The following is an 18,820-nucleotide window of genomic DNA, read 5'->3' on the forward strand; positions in this document are numbered from 1 at the left end:
CTCCCGAAGAAGGCGGAAACAGTCGGGCCGCCGATCGGCCAAAGGGTAAGCCGATCGGCCAAAGGGTAAAATGAGATGACCGTAAAACTCTCTTCCTCGAACCTCGCCAGGCTGCCGGCCAAGGTCGCCGGTCCGAAATACGACCGCTCCATCCTGAAGGCGGGCATCGTCCATTTCGGCGTCGGCAACTTCCACCGCTCGCACCAGGCGGTCTATCTCGACGACCTGTTCGGCACCGGCGATGGCCATGACTGGGCGTTGATCGGCGCCGGCGTGTTCGAGGGTGAAAAGGTTGGCCGCACCAAGCTCGAGGAGCAGGACTGGCTGACGACCGTGGTCGAGCAGGACCAGGGTCATATGAGCGCCCGCGTCACCGGCGCCATGATCGATTTCCTGACGCCCGGCGATACTGCCGCGATCATCGACCAGCTTGCCGACCCGGCGATCAAGATCGTTTCGCTGACCATCACCGAGGGCGGCTATTTCATCGACCCGGCCTCCGGCAAGTTCAACCCGGCCCATCCCGACATCGTTGCCGACGCTCAAGCAGGCGCGGCGCCGAAAACGGTTTTCGGCATCATCCTCGCCGGGCTGCTGCGCAGGCGTTCCGACGGCATCGTGCCGTTCACGGTCATGTCCTGCGACAACATCCCCCATAACGGCCATGTCACGTCCGACGGCGTCATCGGCCTGGCACGGCTGATCGACGAGGACCTTGCCAAATGGGTAGAGGACAAGGTCGCCTTCCCGAATGGCATGGTCGACCGCATCACGCCGGCCACCACCGACCGCGAGCGCAAGATCCTCGCCGACGATTTCGGGTTGGAGGACAATTGGCCGGTGTTCTGCGAGCCGTTCAAGCAATGGGTGCTGGAGGATCATTTCACCGCTGGCCGCCCGGCGCTGGAGAAGGTCGGCGTCCAGTTCGTCAAAGATGTCTCGCCTTACGAGCTGATGAAGATCCGCATCCTCAATGGCGGCCACGCCACCATCGCCTATCCGGCCGGGCTGATGGACATCCATTTCGTCCATGAAGCCATGCAGGAGCCGCTGGTGCGGGCCTTCCTCGGCAAGCTCGAGCATGACGAGATCATCCCGACCGTGCCGCCCGTGCCGGACACCGATCTGGAGGATTATTACCAGCTCATCGAGCGCCGCTTCTCCAATCCGAAGATCGGCGACACCATCCGCAGGCTTTGCCTCGACGGCTCCAATCGCCAGCCGAAATTCATCATCCCGACGATCGCCGACCGGCTCAAGGCAGGCAAGGGCGTCGCTGGTCTCGCGCTGGAATCGGCCTTGTGGTGCCGCTACTGCTTCGGCACCACCGACAGCGGCGCCGTCATCGAGCCGAACGATCCGAGCTGGGACCGCATGCAGGCGACCGCGAAAGCGGCGAAGGGCGATCCGAAAGCCTGGCTGGCGATGGAGGACATCTATGGCGATGTCGGCCGCTCGCCCGTCTTCGCCGAGGCCTTCGCCCATGCCTTGAAAGTCCTGTGGGCGAACGGCGCGCGCGAAACCCTGACGCGCTATCTCGCCGGAAAGCTCTAGAGCGTGATCCCGAAAAGTGGGAACCGGTTTTCGGAATAGATCACGCTCCAACAAAGAGTTGGATCGGGATGACGATTCAACGAAGCGTTATCCTGATCCAAGGCGCGCTGGAAGCATGCCTCGATGACGCCCGAACTGGTCATCTTCGACTGTGACGGCGTCCTGGTCGACAGCGAGGCGCTTTCGGTCTCGGCGCTGCTTGGCATGATCGAGCGCGCCGGCGGCGCGGTCAGCGAAGACGACGCCTACGAGCACTTCCTCGGCAAAAGCATGAAAAGCGTCCGTGAAATCCTCGGCCGCGACTTCGGACTCGAAATCAGCGACCAACATCTGACGGCCATGCGCGTCGACCTGATGCGCAAATTCCGCGAGGAACTGAAGCCGATCGCCGGCGTCAAGGAGGTGCTGCCGAAGCTCGGCCTGCCTTGCTGCGTCGCCTCGTCAGGCACGCTGGAACGCATCCGCTACGCGCTCGACGTCACCGGCCTGCTCTCGCTGCTGGAGCCGCATCTCTTCAGCGCCACCATGGTCAAAAGCGGCAAGCCGGCACCCGACCTTTTCCTCCATGCCGCCGCCAGCATGCGGGCGCATCCGCGCGACTGCCTGGTGATCGAGGACAGTCCCGCCGGCATTGCCGCGGCCCGCGCGGCCGGCATGCGCGTCCTTGCATTCACCGGTGGCTCGCATGCGTCCAACCCCGCCCTCAAGGCGCGGCTTGCGTCGACGGAGCCGGACTCTATATTCGCTGACATGCTGCAATTGCCCGATCTGATTGCAGGCCTGGGAGCGAGAGTAAAAGCATCTTGACGAAAAGCTTTGTTTGCGCGGTCGATGTCGGCACCGGAAGCGCTCGCGCGGGCATTCTCGACTCGCGTGGCAACCTGCTCGGCCGCGCCGACCATCCTATCGCCATGCATCAGCCCAAGCCCGATCATGCCGAGCACGATTCGGAAGATGTCTGGTCGGCGGTGTGCAAGGCCGTGCGGGTCGCGCTCCAGAAATCCGGCGTCGCCGCAGGCGAAATCGCCGGCATCTCTTTCGATGCCACCTGCTCGCTGGTCGTTCGCGACAGGCAGGGTGGCCAGCTCAGCGTCTCGGTCACCGGCGAGAAGCGCTGGGACACCGTCGTCTGGCTCGATCACCGCGCCATCGCCGAGGCCGATGAATGCACGACGAGCGGTCATGCCGTTCTCGATTACATCGGCGGCGTGATGTCGCCGGAGATGGCGACGCCGAAGCTGATGTGGCTGAAGCGTCATTTGCCGAAGACATGGAATGAAGCCGGTTATCTATTCGACCTCGCCGATTTCCTGACCTGGAAGGCAAGCGGCTCGCTTGCCCGCTCGCAATGCACACTCACCGCCAAATGGACCTATCTCGCGCATGAGGAAAAAAGCTGGCGGCGCGATTTCTTCGAGCTTGTCGGCCTCGGCGACCTGTTCGAGCACGGCAATCTGCCGGAGAAAGCCAGCTCCGTCGGCGCTGACATCGGCGCATTGACGGCGCAATCGGCTGCGGAACTTGGGCTGACCGAGAAGTGCCGGGTTGGCGCCGGCGTCATTGACGCCTACGCGGGCGCGCTCGGCGTGCTCGGCGGCTTTGCCGGCGATGAGCGAAACATCAGCCGGCATCTGGCGCTGATCGCCGGCACGTCGTCCTGCGTCATGGCGATGTCGCCCGACCCGCAGCCCTTTGCCGGCGTCTGGGGGCCCTATTACGGCGCGGCACTGCCGACGCTGTGGCTGTCGGAAGGCGGCCAGTCGGCCACCGGCGCGCTGCTCGATCACATCATCCGCTGGCACGGCGCCGGCGGCGAGCCGGACGCGGCCATGCATATGAAGATCGCCAGCCGCGTTGCCGAGCTGCGCGCCGAGGACGGCGATGCGCTGGCGGCGCGGCTGCATGTGCTGCCGGACTTTCACGGCAACCGTTCGCCGCTCGCCGACCCGCACGCGGTCGGCGTCATCAGCGGCCTGACGCTTGATGCCTCCTTCGACAGTCTGTGCAAGCTCTACTGGCGTACCGCCGTCGGTATCGCGCTCGGCGTGCGCCATGTGCTGGAGGCGCTGAACGAGAACGGCTATCTGATCGACACGCTGCATGTCACCGGCGGCCACACCAAGAACCCGCTTTTGATGGAGCTTTATGCCGACGCCACCGGCTGCACGGTGGTCGAGCCGCTGGCCGACGAGGCGGTGCTGCTCGGCACCGGCATGGTGGCGGCGACCGCCGCCGGACTCTATGGCGATCTCAACGCGGCCTGTGTCGCCATGCAGCAGGGCGGCAGGACGCGCGCGCCCAACAAGGCCGCCGGCGCGCGCTTCGACCGCGACTACCGGATATTCCTCGAAATGCACCGCCAGCGGCAGGCGCTCGACGCCATTGGATAACGTGGCGGACTTGGGCGTTCCGCTCAAGGAACTGGGGCGCAGCCGTGGTCTTGCGATTGGCTGCGCCTTCTCCGGAAACACCGACCCGGACTGCAGGGCACTCGTCGCCCGGCACTGCCGTGGGCCGCATCATTGCGGATGCGCCATGCCGTAGGTGAGAAATTTCCGGTTTCCGTCAGGCTTTTACCACCCGGTCGCAGACGATGCCGTTGCGCTGCATGGCGTTGCGCGTGTCGATGATCAGCCGCGAATGATTTGCCAGGAGCCCGTAGTCCACCCCATCGTGATCGGTGACGATGACGACCGCATCATAGGCCGCGATGGAGTCGCGGTTGAGGCGGATGCAATCCTTGCCGGCCAGCATCGGGTGTTTGCGCGTCTTCGGTATCCGCGCGACATGAGGGTCGTGATAGGCAATGTCCGCGGCGCGTGTTTCGAGCAGCTCGATCAGCTTGAGCGCCGGACTTTCACGCACGTCCGCCACGTTCTTCTTATAGGCAACGCCGACGATCAGGATCGCTGCCTGGCTCAACGGCAGGCCAAGCTGCGTGTCGAGGGCTCCCGACAGCTTGGACATGACATAGTGCGGCATGGAGACGTTGATCTCGCCGGCAAGCTCGATGAACTTCGTCGACACCTCGAACTCGCGCGACTTCCAGGTCAGGTAGAACGGGTCGATCGGGATGCAATGTCCGCCGAGCCCCGGACCGGGATAGAACGGCATGTAGCCGAAGGGCTTCGTCTTTGCCGCCTCGATGACTTCCCAGATGTCTATCCCCATCGCGGAATAGATGACCTTGAGCTCATTGACCAAAGCAATGTTGACTGCCCGGAAGATGTTTTCCGTCAGCTTCACCACCTCAGCCACCTTGATGGTTGAGACAGGCACCACCTTCTCCACGATCGCGCCGTAGAAGAGCGCCACCAGTTTCGCAGCGACCGGCCCGTCGCCGGCGACAACCTTCGGAATGGTAGCGGTTTCAAAGCCGATGCTGCCCGGATCCTCGCGTTCGGGCGAATAGCCGAGGAAGAAATCCCTGCCGGATTTGTAGCCCGTCGCTTCCAGTATGGGCTTCATCACCTCATCGGTGGTGCCGGGATAGGTGGTCGATTCCAGCACGACAAGCTGGTGCTTGCGCAGATGGGCCGCGATGGCGCGCGTTGTTTCTTCCACGAAGGAAAGATCGGGCTCGCGCTGCTTCGTCAGCGGCGTGGGGACGCATATGGAGATGACATCGCATTCCTCAAGGGCCGCGAAATCCGATGTTGCCTGGAAAGACCCGCTCGCGCTGATGTCCTGCAAGGCCTCGTCGGTAACGGCGCCGATATAGGACCGGCCCGCTTTCAGTCTCTCGAGCTTGCTGTTGTCGGTATCGAAGCCGATCACCCGGAAGCCGGCTCGCGCCGCAACCGCGGCAAGCGGCAGCCCGACATAGCCAAGTCCGATGATGCCGATCGTGGCCGTTCGTGATTCAAGTCTTGAATGAAGTGTCGCGCCGCGAGCCTGCTCGGTCAAAGTCATTGTTGCCTCCATCGGTGGCGCTGGTCCGGGACCGGCGCCGCATTGCAATGCCGTGAATTCTGACGGACAGGACTTTCTGGTAGCCGGCGTCATAACCCCACATCGTCGCGGGTCGCGTTGCAACTCTCGTGCCACGAGGTTTCATGCGCGTCTGAGCCTTGCGCGAAGCCGCAAAGGCAAAGAACAGCGGTCCGCGCCGGATCAAAATTCCACGGATTGTCAAGTGTGTGCTGCTTGTGCCGGTTTCGCACGTACCTGTTTCATTTTAGATCACGTTAGAAAACAAGTCCCAAAAAAGGCAATGATTACAAGGTCGTAATTAACCACTGTTGTTTATCATATTATTAACTATCAGTTGCGTTGCCTGGGGAAATCCTCGTTTCATGGAGAAAGGCGCACAATTAGGGGGTGCGGCTCTCTTCTTTTGCAAGCGGGGATTGTCGCTCTATGAGCATGAACAGCAACGAAGTCAGATGCCTTATCGCGGGAGGCGCGGGGTGTCTCGGGACCAATCTGGCCCGTCGCCTTCTCGATCAGGGCGCGCATGTCGATGTCGTCGACAATCTCTCCACCGGTCGCCAGGCGAATGTCGACCAGTTGTCGCGGCATCGGAACTTCGGGTTCATCAAGATGGATGTCGCCGATCCGACGATTTGCCGCCGGGTGCAGCGTCGCCGTTACAGCCATGTCTATAACCTGGCCTGTCCCACGGGTGTTCCCAACATCAAGCGGCTGGGCGAGCAGATGCTGATGGCCTCGTCCGCCGGGACGCTGAACCTGTTGAAGATCGCGCGCAGGTGCAAGGCGAAATACCTGTTTTCCAGCACCGCCGAGGCTTACGGCGATCCGGACGTTTTCCCGCAGGCTGAAACTTACGTCGGGCGGGTCGATCCCGTCGGCCCGCGCAGTCCTTACGAGGAAGGCAAGCGCTTCGGCGAGGCGCTAACCCGCTTCTGGGGCGGCAAATACGGCGTCGAGGTGCGCATCGTGCGCATTTTCAACACCTACGGCCCGGCCATGTCGCCCAAGGATCAGCGTGTCATCCCGCAGATGTTGACGCGCCTCATCGCCGGCAAGCCCGTGCCGATCTATGGCGACGGAACGCAGACGCGAACCTTTCTCCACGTCGACGATCTGGTGAACGGGCTTCTCGTGGTCGTCGAGAAGGGCGACAGCGGCGAGGTTTACAATGTCGGCGGTGACGAACAGATCACCGTCCGCGATCTCTTTTCCGCGGTGAAAAAGGCGACCGGGCTCTCGGGGGAAGCTGCCTTTCGCGACCATTTCATCGAAGATCACCGCGGCCGCTGGCCGGACACGACCAAGCTGCGGGCTCTTGGCTGGCGGCCGAACATCCCGTTGGAAGCAGGCATTCGCCAGAGTTATCAGGATCTGCTTGCCTCGATGGAGATCAAGCCGGCGCGCGCGGCCTTCGGCTCCGCGCGCAGCAAGGGCGGCAGCGCGCCGGTCTTGGGCGATCGGTCGCAGCCCGCCTCGCCATGAGCGCGACGGCCGTCCTCAACCTGACCTTGATGGTGCTCAGTGCGTCGCTGGGCATCAACATCGCATTCTGGTGCACGGTCGGACTGCTGCGCTTCGTCGCCGAACTCGGCAGCCGCAAGGTCGCCGCGGGCGCTCGCGCCATCAAGGTCGCCGATGTCGCGGTCGTCATTCCCGCGCATAACGAAGAGATCGCGCTTCCCAAATGCATTGCCGCTCTCAAGGCGATTATCCCGGCCCGGCAGATCTATGTTGCCAGCGACGGATCGAGAGACGCCACGGTGGCTATCGCCCGGAGCCTGGGCTGCAGGGCCCTTGATATCCAGCCCAACGGGGGCAAGGCCAAGGCCATAGACCGGGCTATCAAGCACTACCGCCTTTGCAAGCGGTTCAAGGCCGTGCTGATCCAGGACGCCGACTCCGAAATCGACCCGCACTATTTCGACTACGCCCTTCCGCTGTTTGACGATCGGGGTGTCTGCGTCGTCGCGGGCCATGTCCTGTCACGCTGGCGCGATCAGCGCCTGCCGACGCTGGATATGCTCTTCGCCGCCTATCGGACACGCCTCTACAGGATCCTGCAGATGGCGTTCCAGTATGGCCAGTCCTGGAAATGGACCAGCGTGAGCTATATCGCGCCTGGCTTTGCAAGCATGTATCGCACCCAGGCTCTGACCCAGATCGACATCACGGCCCCGGGCCTTGTCATCGAAGACTTCAACATGACCTTCGAGGTGCAGCACAAACGGCTGGGACGCGTCGCCTATACGCCGAGAGCGCGATGTTCGTCGGAAGACCCTTTCAACCTCTCCGACTATCGCAAACAGGTGCAACGCTGGTATCTCGGCTTCTGGCAGACGGTGCGCCGGCACGGGGTCTGGCCAAGCCGTTTCTGGCTTTCGCTCGGCGGCTTGCTGGCGGAATTGCTCGTCATATCGATTTTCGCCCTCGCCTTGCCGTTGGCCACCCTGGCTTACTTGACGACCGGCTTTGAAATCCCCGCATTGTCGATAGGCCAATTGGCGATACGACCGGTCTCGCCTCTCATTCTCCTCGCGCTGTTTCTCGCCGTCGACTATGCGCTCACCTTTATCGTTGCGATCATCGAGCGGCGGCCGAGCCTAATGCTCTACGGCATCGCCTTTCCCGCCATACGGCTTCTCGATGCCGCGCTTTTCCTGCGCGCCCTTGCCAAATCCTTCTCCGCGAAATCCGACGGTCGTTGGGTAAGCCCGGCGAGGTACGCGATCCCCGATGCCGACAGGAGGCGTTCATGAACATTACCCGGCGTTCGGTTCTTCTCGGCGGTATCAGCCTTCCGTTTCTGGCCGTTGCCGGCAGGGGCGTCGCCACGGCCGCGGCGCGCCTGCCCAATCCGTTGATCGTGACGATCAGCGGCGTCGGCGCCGACGCCGATACCGGCAAGCTCGGGGCTGTCGCAAACGCCTTCTCGTCCGCCGGCCTGCCGATCGCCATGACCATCAAGATGGCCGGCGATCCCCGTGGCATCCCGGGCTATAGCTCAAATCTGGCCAAGTGGATCAGGCAGTCCGTGGAGCTGGCTCCAGACGCCATTGAATTCGGAATCCATGCCGCGAAGATCGTAGCAGCCGATCCCTATCTTCAGGCCCGGCATGCCGGCGAAATGCAGGCCGCATTCTCGCAGATGATCAATGCGTTCGACCGCTACAAGTCCAAGGCCGTCATCACCGCGCTGACGCTGACCACCAATCAGCCGCTGCAATCATACCAGGACGCCGCATCGATGCGGTCCGCCGGCATCCGCACCGTCATTCGTCTCGCGGGAGAACACGACGACAAGGTTGGCCTGCAGCCGTCGGATGGCGGCTACTGGACGACCAACACCGGTCTTGTGAACACCTTTGCCTCGGCGCGGACATCCGCCACATCGGGCAACGGGACTGTCGCCGCCCTGACGGCGCCGGCCATGCTTGCGCCGAACATCGCGGCTCTTACCGCCAACACCGACCCGATTATCGTTGAAATCCCCTTTGACGCGCTCGCCGGTTTGTCCAACGCGGATGCGGCCGACTATGCGGCTGGCGTTGCCATGGCAGTGCTTGCAGCCACCTCATCCGGCGCCGCGCGTGTCCTGACCCCGCAAAAGCTCTATGCGCAGAGCCGCGGTACCGGCAGGCGCTACATTGTGGTCAGGGTGGACGACCTGCGTCTCGACAGCGATACCGATCCGAGCCACATGGCCTTCGTGCGCGGTCTCATTGAAGCTGGCTATCCAGTCACCAACGCCATCATCCCGGCTCCCAAGGCGGGCCTGCTGTCGGCGGACGAAAGCAGCAAGGCCTATCTGCAATCGATGCTCGCGGACCAGCGGTATGATATTGCGGGACATGGCTGGCACCATACGCCTTCCGAACTGCTCGGAAACTCGCTCGGAAAAGATGTCGACCTCATCAGGGACTGTATGAGCGAAATCTACCGCTCCACCGGCAGGCTGCCGCTGACCTATATTCCCCCGAACGACGATTTCGACGACAACACGCTCAATGCCGTGGCCGGCACAGGGACGCCGATATTCGCCGCCGAGAAGGGGACCCTGCGCTGGTTCAATGGGCTCGACAGGCACGGACTCCTGCATGTGTCCAACACCATCAAGTTCGAAAGCGCCTGGACGGGCGACCTTCCCTATTTCTCCGAGGAACAGGTTTTCGATTACCTTGGAGCGGACAATGACGCGGTCTTTTGCGTTCACCCGGACACCGCCAAAACGCCCGAAAAAAAGAAAGCGATACTCGACTCCATCGCTCGGATGTCGGGCGAGCCGGGCACGACGCTGATCAATTTCGCGGAGTATTACAAAGCCGTCTGCCCGGCGATGCCGAAGCTGGATCGTATCAGGCAAGCCCGCGCCGACGTGTCGGTGAAGGACTGGAGAAAACCCGATCCGCATCGGCTGGAAGAGGAAGCGCTGAGAGCCGATGCCGAACTGGCCTGGACCTATTTCGACTGGGGTGCAAAGAACTTCAACGGCATGGCGCCCGCCACGTCGTGGATCGAATTCGGCAAGCAGACCGGATATCCGTTCACAACGATGTGGGATACCGGATCGCACATCCTGGCGGCGGTTTCGGCTCAGCGCCTGCGCATCATCGACCAGACCGAATTCGAGAAGATGATCAATCGAATTCTCGCATTCCTGGGTCAGGGTGACTTCAGCTTTGCCGGGGTGAAGCTCCCAAATACCGAGCGGCGGCTTAGCTCGAAGGGCGGCGAGCGCGATGGCTTCGACAGTGCCGACGTTGGACGCCTGCTGGTTGCGCTCAAGATTCTGGACAGCTACACGGCCGGTGCTTTCCCGGTGTTCAAGCTGGTGCAGCATTGGTCGTTCGGGCCCGTCCTCGAAGACGGCGAGTTGCATGTGGTCAGTGACGCCGGCAAGATTTCGTCGGCACAGTACAACAGCTATGGCGGCTATGCCGGCCGCGGATACAGCCTCTGGGGCGAGGCGATATCGCCGGCGTTCACCACTCCCGATCCGAGCAACGACATGGATGCCGCCCTCGCGGCCATGGCGGAAATCCAGCGGCGCGGCCGCATCGCGACCGAACCCCATGTCACCGAGGAAATCGAGTTGGGCGGGTCACCGCACGGGCGCCTCATCGCGGACATCCTCTACGCCGCTCAGATGAAGCGCTTCCGGGATACCGGCATCCTGACCTGTGTTTCGGAGACCGCCATGGCCGGGCCTCCGTATTTCACCTATCAGGGCTACCAATTGACCGACGATGGCGGCACTTTCCCGGTCGACACGTTGAAGACCTCCGCGCCCGACAAGGCGGCGAAGCTTTCCGACTCGCTGCGGCTGGTCAATTCCAAAGGCGCCTATCTATGGCTCGCGGCCCGGCCGGGCGATTACGCGCAAAAGCTCGTGGCCTATGTCAGGGAGCGCGCCAAGATGAAAGGAATGGGTTTTTCCGCTGGAGTGTCCGAGCGGACAGGCAAGCGCATCGAGGTCACCGACATCAACACCAACGGCATCATCCTGGAGTCGGCCGCCTACATACTCGGCGGCCGCAAACCGCTGCTTTCGTCGGCGGAGGCCTGAACCTTGCCGGGGGCGGCGTCGGCGTCGCATGTCGCCCAATGGCCCGTGTCGCTGTAGCTGGTCGCACCTGGTAGCGACCTGGCAGCCATCGCGACGGGCCACGGTGGCTTGCATTGGCTGGATCAATCGCTAGCCAGCCCTCCTCTCTTGCCAAAATGTCGCATTTCGTTCACAAGGCGACGCAAACGGCGCATTTCCGCCGTTTGCAGTGCGGCTTCCGGGCATGGTCCCGATGCGCCGCGATCTGAAAGAGCGGAATAATGTCTGCGATCGAAGCCGGCGCTCGCGCGCCGGAAAATCTTTGGCGTCAGGAAATCAGGGCGACGTTGGCGCTCGCCTGGCCGATGGTGCTCACCAATCTCGGCCAGACCGCCATGACCGCGACAGACGTCATGATGATGGGCCGCCTGGGGCCGGATACGCTGGCAGCCGGCGCGCTCGGCTCCAATCTCTATTTCATGCCGCTGATCTTCGGCCTTGGCCTGATGCTTGCGACCTCGCCGATGATGGCGACCGAGCTTGGCCGTCGCCGCCATTCGGTGCGCGACCTGCGCCGCACCGTGCGCCAGGGCCTATGGCTAGCGATCCTGATCTCGGTCCCGATCTGGGTATTCCTCTGGCATGGTGAACAGGTGCTGCTGGCCATGGGCCAGAAGCCGGAGCTCGCGCATCAGGCAGGCATCTACCTGCGTTCGCTGCAATGGTCGGTGCTGCCCTTCTACTTCTATATCGTGCTGCGCTCCTTCATCTCGGCCCTGGAGCGGCCGGGCTGGGCGTTGATCATCGTTTTCGTCGCAGTCGCCTGCAACGCCGTCTTCAACTGGGTGTTCATGTTCGGCAATCTCGGCGTCAAATCGATGGGCATTGCCGGCTCCGGCCTCGCCACCACGCTCTCCAGCACGCTGATGTTCATCGGCCTGGCGGCGGTGGTGATCAAGGAGAAGAAGTTCCGCCGCTATCGTCTGTTCGGCCGCTTCTGGCGCTCCGATTGGCCGCGCTTTCGCGGGCTGCTCAGGCTCGGCCTGCCGATCGCCGGCATCCTCGCCTTCGAGGTGACGATCTTCAACGCGGCGGCCCTGCTGATGGGCCTGATCGATGCCGATTCGCTGGCCGCGCACGCGATCGCCATCCAGATCGCCTCGATCTCCTTCATGGTGCCGCTCGGCCTCAACCAGGCGGTGACCGTGCGCGTCGGCCTGGCGCATGGTGCCGGCAATCCGGAAGGCGTCTCGCGCGCCGGCTGGACCGCCTTCGTCATCGGCGTCTCGTTCATGGCGCTGATGGGCCTGGTGATGATCCTGTGGCCGCATGCGCTGATCAGCGCCTTCATCGATCTCGCCGATCCGGCCAATGCCAGGGTGATCACGCTTGCGGTGTCGTTCCTGGTGTTTGCAGCACTTTTCCAGATTTTCGACGGCGCCCAGGCGGTGGCCGCCGGCATGCTGCGCGGCCTGCACGACACCAAGGTGCCGATGATCTACGCGGCGATCGGCTATTGGGGCATCGGCCTGCCGCTCGGCGTGTTGCTCGCCTTCCATTTCGGCCTGAACGGCGTCGGCATCTGGATCGGCCTGGCCTCGGGACTGGCCGTGGTGGCGGCATTGCTGCTGACGCGCTGGCTCAGACGCGACCGCATCGCGCCGGTGCTGTCCTTCGGGCATTGACAAGACAGGCTGTCGGCACGATCGGCAGCCTGCTTAGTGCGTTCCGGCGCGTTGCTCCAGGCGCCGCGCGTATTGAGTCAGCGGAAAGCACATGATGAAGAAGATCAGCGCCACCAGCCCATAGACCTTGAACGGCTCGAAGGTCGCGTTGTTGATCGCGTTCGAGGTCCTGACCAGTTCCTCGAAGCCGATGATCGAGGTCAGCGCCGTCGATTTGATGAGCTGCACCAGGAAGCCGACGGTCGGCGCGCGGGTGATCGCGAAGGCCTGCGGCAGGATGATCAGCCTCAACTCCTGCAGATAGTGCAGCCCGAGGCTGGCGCCGGCGTCCCATTGGCCGCGCGGCAGGGCATCGACGCCGCTGCGCCAGATCTCGGCCAGATAAGCGCTGGCGAAGAAGGTGAGCCCAAGCATCGCCGCCGTCCAAGGCTCGATCCGCAGCCCCAGCATCGGCAGGCCGAAGAACATCAGGAAGAGCTGCATCAAAAGCGGCGTGCCCTGGAACAGCGCGATGTAGCCCGAGGCGACCCGCTTCACCCATTTGTTCTTGGCGATGCGGAAGAACAGCACAACCAGCCCGACCAGCGCCCCGCCGATGAAGGCGGCGAGCGACAACAGCACCGTCCAGCGCGCGGCGAGCAGGAGGTTGCGCAATATGTCCCAGAAGGTGAACTCGATCATGACACGCCGGCTCCGAGAACGCGGCGCCCGCCGCCGACCAGCAGCCGGCGCAGTCCCATCGACAGGCCGAGATAGACCAGGGTCACCACCAGATAGGTTTCGAAAGCGCGGAAGGTGCGCGCCTGCAGCATATCGGCCTCGTAGGTCAGCTCGCGCACCGCGATCTGCGACACCACGGCCGATTCCAGCATCATGATCACGACCTGGCTGGTCAGCGCCGGATAGATCACCTTCAGCGCCTGCGGCAGCACGATCTTGATGAACACCTGGCGCGGCCTCAGCCCAAGCGCCAGCGCGGCTTCCGTCTGCCCGCGCGGCACGGCGTCGAGCCCCGCGCCGACGATCTCGATCGTGTAGGCGGCCATGTTGAGCGTCATCGCCAGCATCGCGGCCAGGATCGGATCGAGCCTGACGCCGAGGCTGGGCAGCCCGAAGAAGATGAAGAACAGCTGCACCAGGAACGGCGTGTTGCGCATCACCTCGACATAGGCCGCGATCGCCAGGCGAACCGGCTTGGGGCCGTTTCTTTTGCCGGCAGCACCCAGGATGCTGAGGAAGGTTCCCGCGAGCGTGGTGACGGCAATCAGGAGGATCGTCGTCCCCGCGCCGCGCGCGATCGCACCCACTGCACCCGCAAGCCAGCCGAAGTCCAGGCTGTAGCCCATGGCGATTGACCTTGTTGGCCGCGCCTAGCGCGAAGAAAGTGGAAGCGGTTCGGGGCTTGGGGAGCCGAACCGCTCGGGATCAATCCTTGAGGTTGTCGGGATTGAGCGGCGTCTTCAACCAGGCCTTCGAGCTCTCGTCCAGCTTGCCGTCGGCCAGCATCTTGGCGACCGCATCGTTCACCGCCTTCTTCAGCCGGTCCTCATTCTTGTTGAGGCCGATATGCGAAGGCGAGGTGAGCAGCTGGAACTTCTGCTCCGGCTTCAGCGCGTCCTGCTTGGCCAACACCTGCGCGCCGACATCGTTGCCGACGACCATCAGTTGCGTCTGGCCGGAGATGAAGGCCTGGATGACGGAATTGTAGTTGTCGAAACGGCGGATGTCGGCGGAAGCCGGAGCCGCCTGGGTCAGAGAAGTATCCTCAAGCGTGCCGCGATTGACGGCGATCGACTTGTCGGCGAGGTCTTCCTTGCCTTTGACGGCAAGCGCGGCCGGGCCGATGACGGCGATGTAATAGGGCGCGTAGGCGGCGGCGAAATCGATCACCTCAGCGCGCTCCTTGGAGTAGCCGACGCTCATCAGGAGATCGACGCGCTTGTCGGTGAGATAAGGGATGCGGTTCTGGCCGGTGACGCTGACCAGGTTGAGCTTCACCTTCAAGGCATCGGCGATCGCCTGCGCCACGTCGACGTCATAGCCCTTGATGCTCATGTCGGCGCTGGCCGAGGAGAAGGGCGGGAAATCAGAGAAGATGCCGACATTGATGGCGCCGGCCTTGGTGATGTCATCGACGGCGTCGGCCTTCGCGGCCTGGGTGGCGAGACCGAAGCCCGCCGTGGCGAGCATCATCGCCGCGGCAATGGATGACTTGAACTTGGCATGAAGTGTCATTGTGGTTCCCCTGCTGGAAGCTTGTTGTTGCACCCGGCCGCCGGCTCCAGCGCGGCGGCCGTATTGGTTTGGTATTAGCCCTTCTTGATCGCCGGGCTGAACACCATCAGGCTGAGGATCTCGAACAGCACCTGGGCGCCGACATGGGCGGTGTTGGTGGTCGCGTCATATTGCGGCGCCACCTCGACGACGTCGCCGCCGACGATGTTGAGGCCTTTCAGGCCACGCAGCAGCTCGAGCACCTCCCGCGTCGTCAGCCCGCCGACTTCCGGCGTGCCGGTGCCCGGCGCGAAGGCCGGATCGATACTGTCGACGTCGAAGGAGATGTAGGTCGGGCCGTCGCCGACAATTTTGCGCGCTTTCTCGATGATGGCCGGGATGCCGAGCCCGGTCACCTCCTCGGCATGCACGACGGTCATGCCGGATTCATAGGTGAACTCCCACAGATATTCGGCCGAGCCGCGAATGCCGATCTGGATGGTGCGCGACGGATCGAGCACGCCGTCCAGCACCGCGTTGCGGAACGGTCCGCCATGATGGAACTTGGTCATGTCGAACAGCCCGCTGGTGTCGCAATGGGCGTCGATATGGATCATGCCGACCGGCGCCTTTTTGCCGACTGCCTTCAGGATCGGATGGCTGATCGAATGGTCGCCGCCGACCGAGAGCGGCAGCACGCCGGCATCGACGATCTGGTTGGTGCGCTTTTCGATGTCCTCATGGCTGATCTCCAGCCGATAGCGGCTGCGGAATGGCGTGTCGCCGATGTCGGCGACCCGCAGCTCATGCGTCGGCGCGCATTCCAGCACATGATTGTAGGGGCCGATGCGCTCGATGGCGCGCAGCGCGCGCGGCCCGAAGCGCGAGCCGGGACGATTGGTGACGCCGAGATCCATCGGCACGCCGATCATCGCCACTTGCAGGTCGCCGAAATCAGGATTGTCGGCGGCAATTTCCCGGTAGGGCGCGGCGAGGAAGGTGGGGATGCCGGAATAGGGGGCGAGGCGCGTGCCCGACTTGTTGAAGATCTTGTCGGCGACCTTGCGGAATTTCGGGTCGAACATCTCGCCGCCATGGCTCTCGCCATATTTGCGGCGCAACGCTTCGAGCTTGCCGCGATCGTAACCCATGTCCGTCCTCCTCTGTGCCTGCTTGCGGGTGCTGCCCGCATAGGTGGCTGCCAAGCCAGCCTTTCGGCTGGATCGTTGCCCCCGCTGGCCTGCGGATACCACGTCTCTTGAAGCTGTTCCGGGCAAAAGTGTCGGGCAGCCGCATTGAAAAATCAATTGATATTGTTAGGGTCTTTGTTGTGAGAAAATCTCACAAAGTAGGAGCACTCCATGGCCAAGCGCCTGCCGCCGCTGAACCCGTTGCGCGCCTTCGAGGCCACGGCGCGGCACGCCTCGCTGACCAAGGCGGCGGGCGAACTCAATGTCACGCATGGCGCCGTCAGCCACCAGATCAAGGCGCTCGAGCAGTCGCTCGGCGTAAAACTCTTCGAGCGCACCGGTCAGCGTGTGAAGCTGACGCCGCATGGCGCCGAGTTCCTGCCGGCGGTGTCAGCCGCTTTCGACGGCATCGCCGCCGCGACCCAGCGCATGACGCGGCCGGCAAGCGCCGGCGCGCTGTCGGTGTCCTGCGTGCCGGCGCTGCTCTTATTGTGGATGACGCCGCGGCTAGGCTCCTTCACCGCGCAATATCCTGATATCCAGCTCACGCTCATCCCGTCCAACGACGCCCGCGATATTCGCGCTCCGCAGATCGATGTCTGCGTGCATTACGGCGACGGCAGCTGGACCGATTGCTGGATGCGCAAATGGTCGGGGCTGGAACTTTTTCCGGTGGTCAGCCCGACATTGATCAACAACCGACCGATCCGCAGCGTCCGCGATCTCGCCGATCACGTCTTCCTGCATGGTGACGACGGCCGCGAATGGCACACCTGGCTGGCCGCCGCCGACGCGCTCGATCTGGAGCGCGGCCGCCGCCATCATCTGGGCGACGCGCGCATGGCGACGGAGGCCGCCGTGCACGGCCATGGCGTGGCGCTGGGCGATTCCGTCACCGCGCGCGCTCTGCTCGCCAGGGGCATGCTCGTCGCGCCCTTCACATTGTCGGTGCCGGCGGTCGATGATTTCTACGTCGTCTGCCGCAACGAAATGCGCTCGGCGCCGATCGTCCAGCTCTTCATCGACTGGCTGTTCGCCGAGAAGGAACAGGACGAGGGGCGCGCCGACGCGCCGGTGGCCGGCCGTGTGCCCAGCCGCAGGAAACGTCCTGCCCTCAAGGTGATAGGAGCAAGAGCGTCGTCCTGATGGCTGGACTTGCATAGCTGCTTTTTGTCGGGCCAGCTTGCAAAGCAGCAAGCGCGTTCGAAAATACAGTGCTAAGAGGCAGTTGGCTAAAGCAATTCCGGGAGGACCGCGCGACGGTCTTCCCTCCGGAATTGCTCAAACGAGGACTTGAAGCGTGGCGCCGGCGTTTCCGTGCGTTGTGCTTTATGGGTGAGCAAGCATGGCAAAAACCGATATAGCGCGGCGCGTCTATAACCATACCTGGAAGCTCGACCCGATCGTCCGCAGTCTGCTGGACACCGACTTCTACAAGCTTTTGATGCTGCAGATGATCTGGGGCATGTATCCCAAGGTCGACGCCACTTTCACGCTGATCAACCGCACGACCTCGGTGCGTCTCGCCGACGATATCGACGAGGGCGAATTGCGCGAGCAGCTCGACCACGCCCGCACACTGCGCTTCTCCAAGAAGGAAATGATCTGGCTGGGCGGCAACAATTTTTACGGCCGCAAGCATATCTTCGAGCCGGAGTTTTTAGCCTGGCTGGAAGGTTTCAGGCTGCCCGACTACGAGCTCTCCAAACGCGATGGCCAATATGAGCTCTCCTTCGCCGGGCCGTGGATGTACACCACGCTCTGGGAAATCCCGGCGCTCGCCATCATCAATGAGCTCCGCTCCCGCGCGGCCATGCGCTCCTACGGCCCCTTTGCGCTCGACGTGCTCTATGCCCGCGCCAAGGCCAAGATGTGGGCCAAGACCGAGCGGCTGAAGGCGCTGCCGGGCATCCGCATTTCCGATTTCGGCACGAGACGCCGCCACTCGTTCCTTTGGCAGCGCTGGTGCGTCGAGGCGCTCAAGGAAGGCATCGGCGACGCCTTCACCGGCACCTCCAACGTGCTTCTGGCCATGGACAACGACCTCGAAGCGCTCGGCACCAACGCGCATGAACTGCCGATGGTGTTTGCAGCCCTTGCCAATTCCGAGCAGGAGTTGCGCCAGGCGCCCTACAAGGTGCTGCAGGACTGGCAGCGCTACTATGGCGGCAATCTCTTGATCGTGCTGCCCGACGCCTTCGGCACGGACTCCTTCCTGCGCGACGCGCCGGACTGGGTCGCCGACTGGACCGGCTTCCGCCCCGACAGCGCGCCGCCGATCGAGGGTGGCGAAAAAATCATCGACTGGTGGCGCAAGAAGGGCAAGGACCCCAAGCAGAAGCTGCTCATCTTCTCCGACGGCCTCGAGGTCGAGACCATCGAGGAGACCTACAGGCATTTCCGCGGCAAGGTGCGCATGTCCTTCGGCTGGGGCACCAACCTCACCAACGACTTCGAAGGCTGCGCCCCGACCGAAACCGACAGCCTTGATGCGATTTCGCTGGTCTGCAAGGTGACGGAGGCCAATGGCCGGCCGGCGGTGAAGCTGTCGGACAACCCCGCCAAGGCGACCGGGGACGGGAAGGAGATCAAACGGTATCTGAGGATTTTCGGCGAGAAGGGGCGGGTGGAGCAGTTGGTGAAGGTGTAGAGGGCGTCTAATTCACCCGAGTTGGCCACATATGGAATTCGGATAAGTTGAG

General features: G+C 63.1%; 14 protein-coding genes. 9 read left to right on the forward strand and 5 right to left on the reverse strand.

Going from position 1 to position 18,820, the window contains the following annotated elements:
* Positions 1-75: 75 nt before the first annotated feature.
* The 3 genes from RFM98_RS19855 to RFM98_RS19865 all read left to right on the forward strand — a co-directional run bounded on the left by RFM98_RS19855 (position 76) and on the right by RFM98_RS19865 (position 3,944).
* Positions 76-1,554, forward strand: a complete 1,479-nt coding sequence (locus RFM98_RS19855) for a mannitol dehydrogenase family protein (RefSeq protein WP_320310460.1) — start codon at positions 76-78, stop codon at positions 1,552-1,554.
* Positions 1,555-1,677: 123 nt separating this feature from the next.
* Positions 1,678-2,361 (forward strand): HAD family hydrolase, encoded by a 684-nt coding sequence (locus tag RFM98_RS19860; RefSeq protein WP_320310461.1) that lies wholly within the window; start codon positions 1,678-1,680, stop codon positions 2,359-2,361.
* A complete protein-coding gene (locus tag RFM98_RS19865; protein WP_320310462.1) occupies positions 2,358-3,944 on the forward strand; it encodes an FGGY-family carbohydrate kinase in 1,587 nt (528 codons plus the stop codon). Before RFM98_RS19860 ends, RFM98_RS19865 begins: the two co-directional genes overlap by 4 nt.
* 175 nt (positions 3,945-4,119) lie before the next feature.
* Here the strand turns inward: RFM98_RS19865 and RFM98_RS19870 are convergent, their stop codons facing one another.
* Entirely contained in the window at positions 4,120-5,466 is a 1,347-nt protein-coding gene (locus RFM98_RS19870) for a nucleotide sugar dehydrogenase (protein WP_320310463.1), read from the reverse strand.
* A 447-nt stretch (positions 5,467-5,913) separates the two neighbouring features.
* Here RFM98_RS19870 and RFM98_RS19875 point away from each other — a divergent pair, with 447 nt between their 5' ends.
* The 4 genes from RFM98_RS19875 to RFM98_RS19890 all read left to right on the forward strand — a co-directional run bounded on the left by RFM98_RS19875 (position 5,914) and on the right by RFM98_RS19890 (position 12,714).
* Entirely contained in the window at positions 5,914-6,969 is a 1,056-nt protein-coding gene (locus RFM98_RS19875) for an NAD-dependent epimerase/dehydratase family protein (protein ID WP_320310464.1), read from the forward strand.
* Positions 6,966-8,243, forward strand: a complete 1,278-nt coding sequence (locus RFM98_RS19880; protein ID WP_320310465.1) for a glycosyltransferase family 2 protein — start codon at positions 6,966-6,968, stop codon at positions 8,241-8,243. Before RFM98_RS19875 ends, RFM98_RS19880 begins: the two co-directional genes overlap by 4 nt.
* Complete coding sequence (locus RFM98_RS19885; protein WP_320310466.1) at positions 8,240-11,050, forward strand: DUF3131 domain-containing protein; 2,811 nt, start codon at positions 8,240-8,242, stop codon at positions 11,048-11,050. Before RFM98_RS19880 ends, RFM98_RS19885 begins: the two co-directional genes overlap by 4 nt.
* A gap of 260 nt (positions 11,051-11,310) precedes the next feature.
* The gene (locus tag RFM98_RS19890) at positions 11,311-12,714 is read left to right on the forward strand and encodes an MATE family efflux transporter (RefSeq protein WP_320310467.1); all 1,404 of its coding nucleotides are present in this window, start codon (positions 11,311-11,313) and stop codon (positions 12,712-12,714) included.
* A gap of 33 nt (positions 12,715-12,747) precedes the next feature.
* On the opposite strand, the gene RFM98_RS19895 is transcribed toward RFM98_RS19890, so the two are convergent.
* The 4 genes from RFM98_RS19895 to speB all read right to left on the reverse strand — a co-directional run bounded on the left by RFM98_RS19895 (position 12,748) and on the right by speB (position 16,079).
* On the reverse strand, positions 12,748-13,395 hold the full coding sequence (locus tag RFM98_RS19895; protein ID WP_320310468.1) for an amino acid ABC transporter permease: 648 nt from the start codon (positions 13,393-13,395) through the stop codon (positions 12,748-12,750).
* A complete protein-coding gene (locus RFM98_RS19900) occupies positions 13,392-14,060 on the reverse strand; it encodes an amino acid ABC transporter permease (RefSeq protein WP_320310469.1) in 669 nt (222 codons plus the stop codon). Before RFM98_RS19900 ends, RFM98_RS19895 begins: the two co-directional genes overlap by 4 nt.
* A 79-nt stretch (positions 14,061-14,139) precedes the next feature.
* Entirely contained in the window at positions 14,140-14,949 is an 810-nt protein-coding gene (locus RFM98_RS19905; RefSeq protein ID WP_320310470.1) for a transporter substrate-binding domain-containing protein, read from the reverse strand.
* A 74-nt stretch (positions 14,950-15,023) separates the two neighbouring features.
* Positions 15,024-16,079, reverse strand: coding sequence for an agmatinase (speB, locus tag RFM98_RS19910; protein WP_224631519.1), 1,056 nt, complete (start codon positions 16,077-16,079; stop codon positions 15,024-15,026).
* Between the two features lie 210 nt (positions 16,080-16,289).
* Between speB and gcvA the strand changes: the two genes are divergently transcribed.
* Entirely contained in the window at positions 16,290-17,264 is a 975-nt protein-coding gene (gene gcvA, locus RFM98_RS19915) for a transcriptional regulator GcvA (RefSeq protein ID WP_320310471.1), read from the forward strand.
* A 199-nt stretch (positions 17,265-17,463) separates the two neighbouring features.
* On the forward strand, positions 17,464-18,768 hold the full coding sequence (pncB, locus tag RFM98_RS19920; protein ID WP_320310472.1) for a nicotinate phosphoribosyltransferase: 1,305 nt from the start codon (positions 17,464-17,466) through the stop codon (positions 18,766-18,768).
* Positions 18,769-18,820: the final 52 nt, after the last annotated feature.

The sequence above is a fragment of the Mesorhizobium australafricanum genome (assembly GCF_033977265.1).
Classification (GTDB): Bacteria; Pseudomonadota; Alphaproteobacteria; order Rhizobiales; family Rhizobiaceae; genus Mesorhizobium; species Mesorhizobium australafricanum.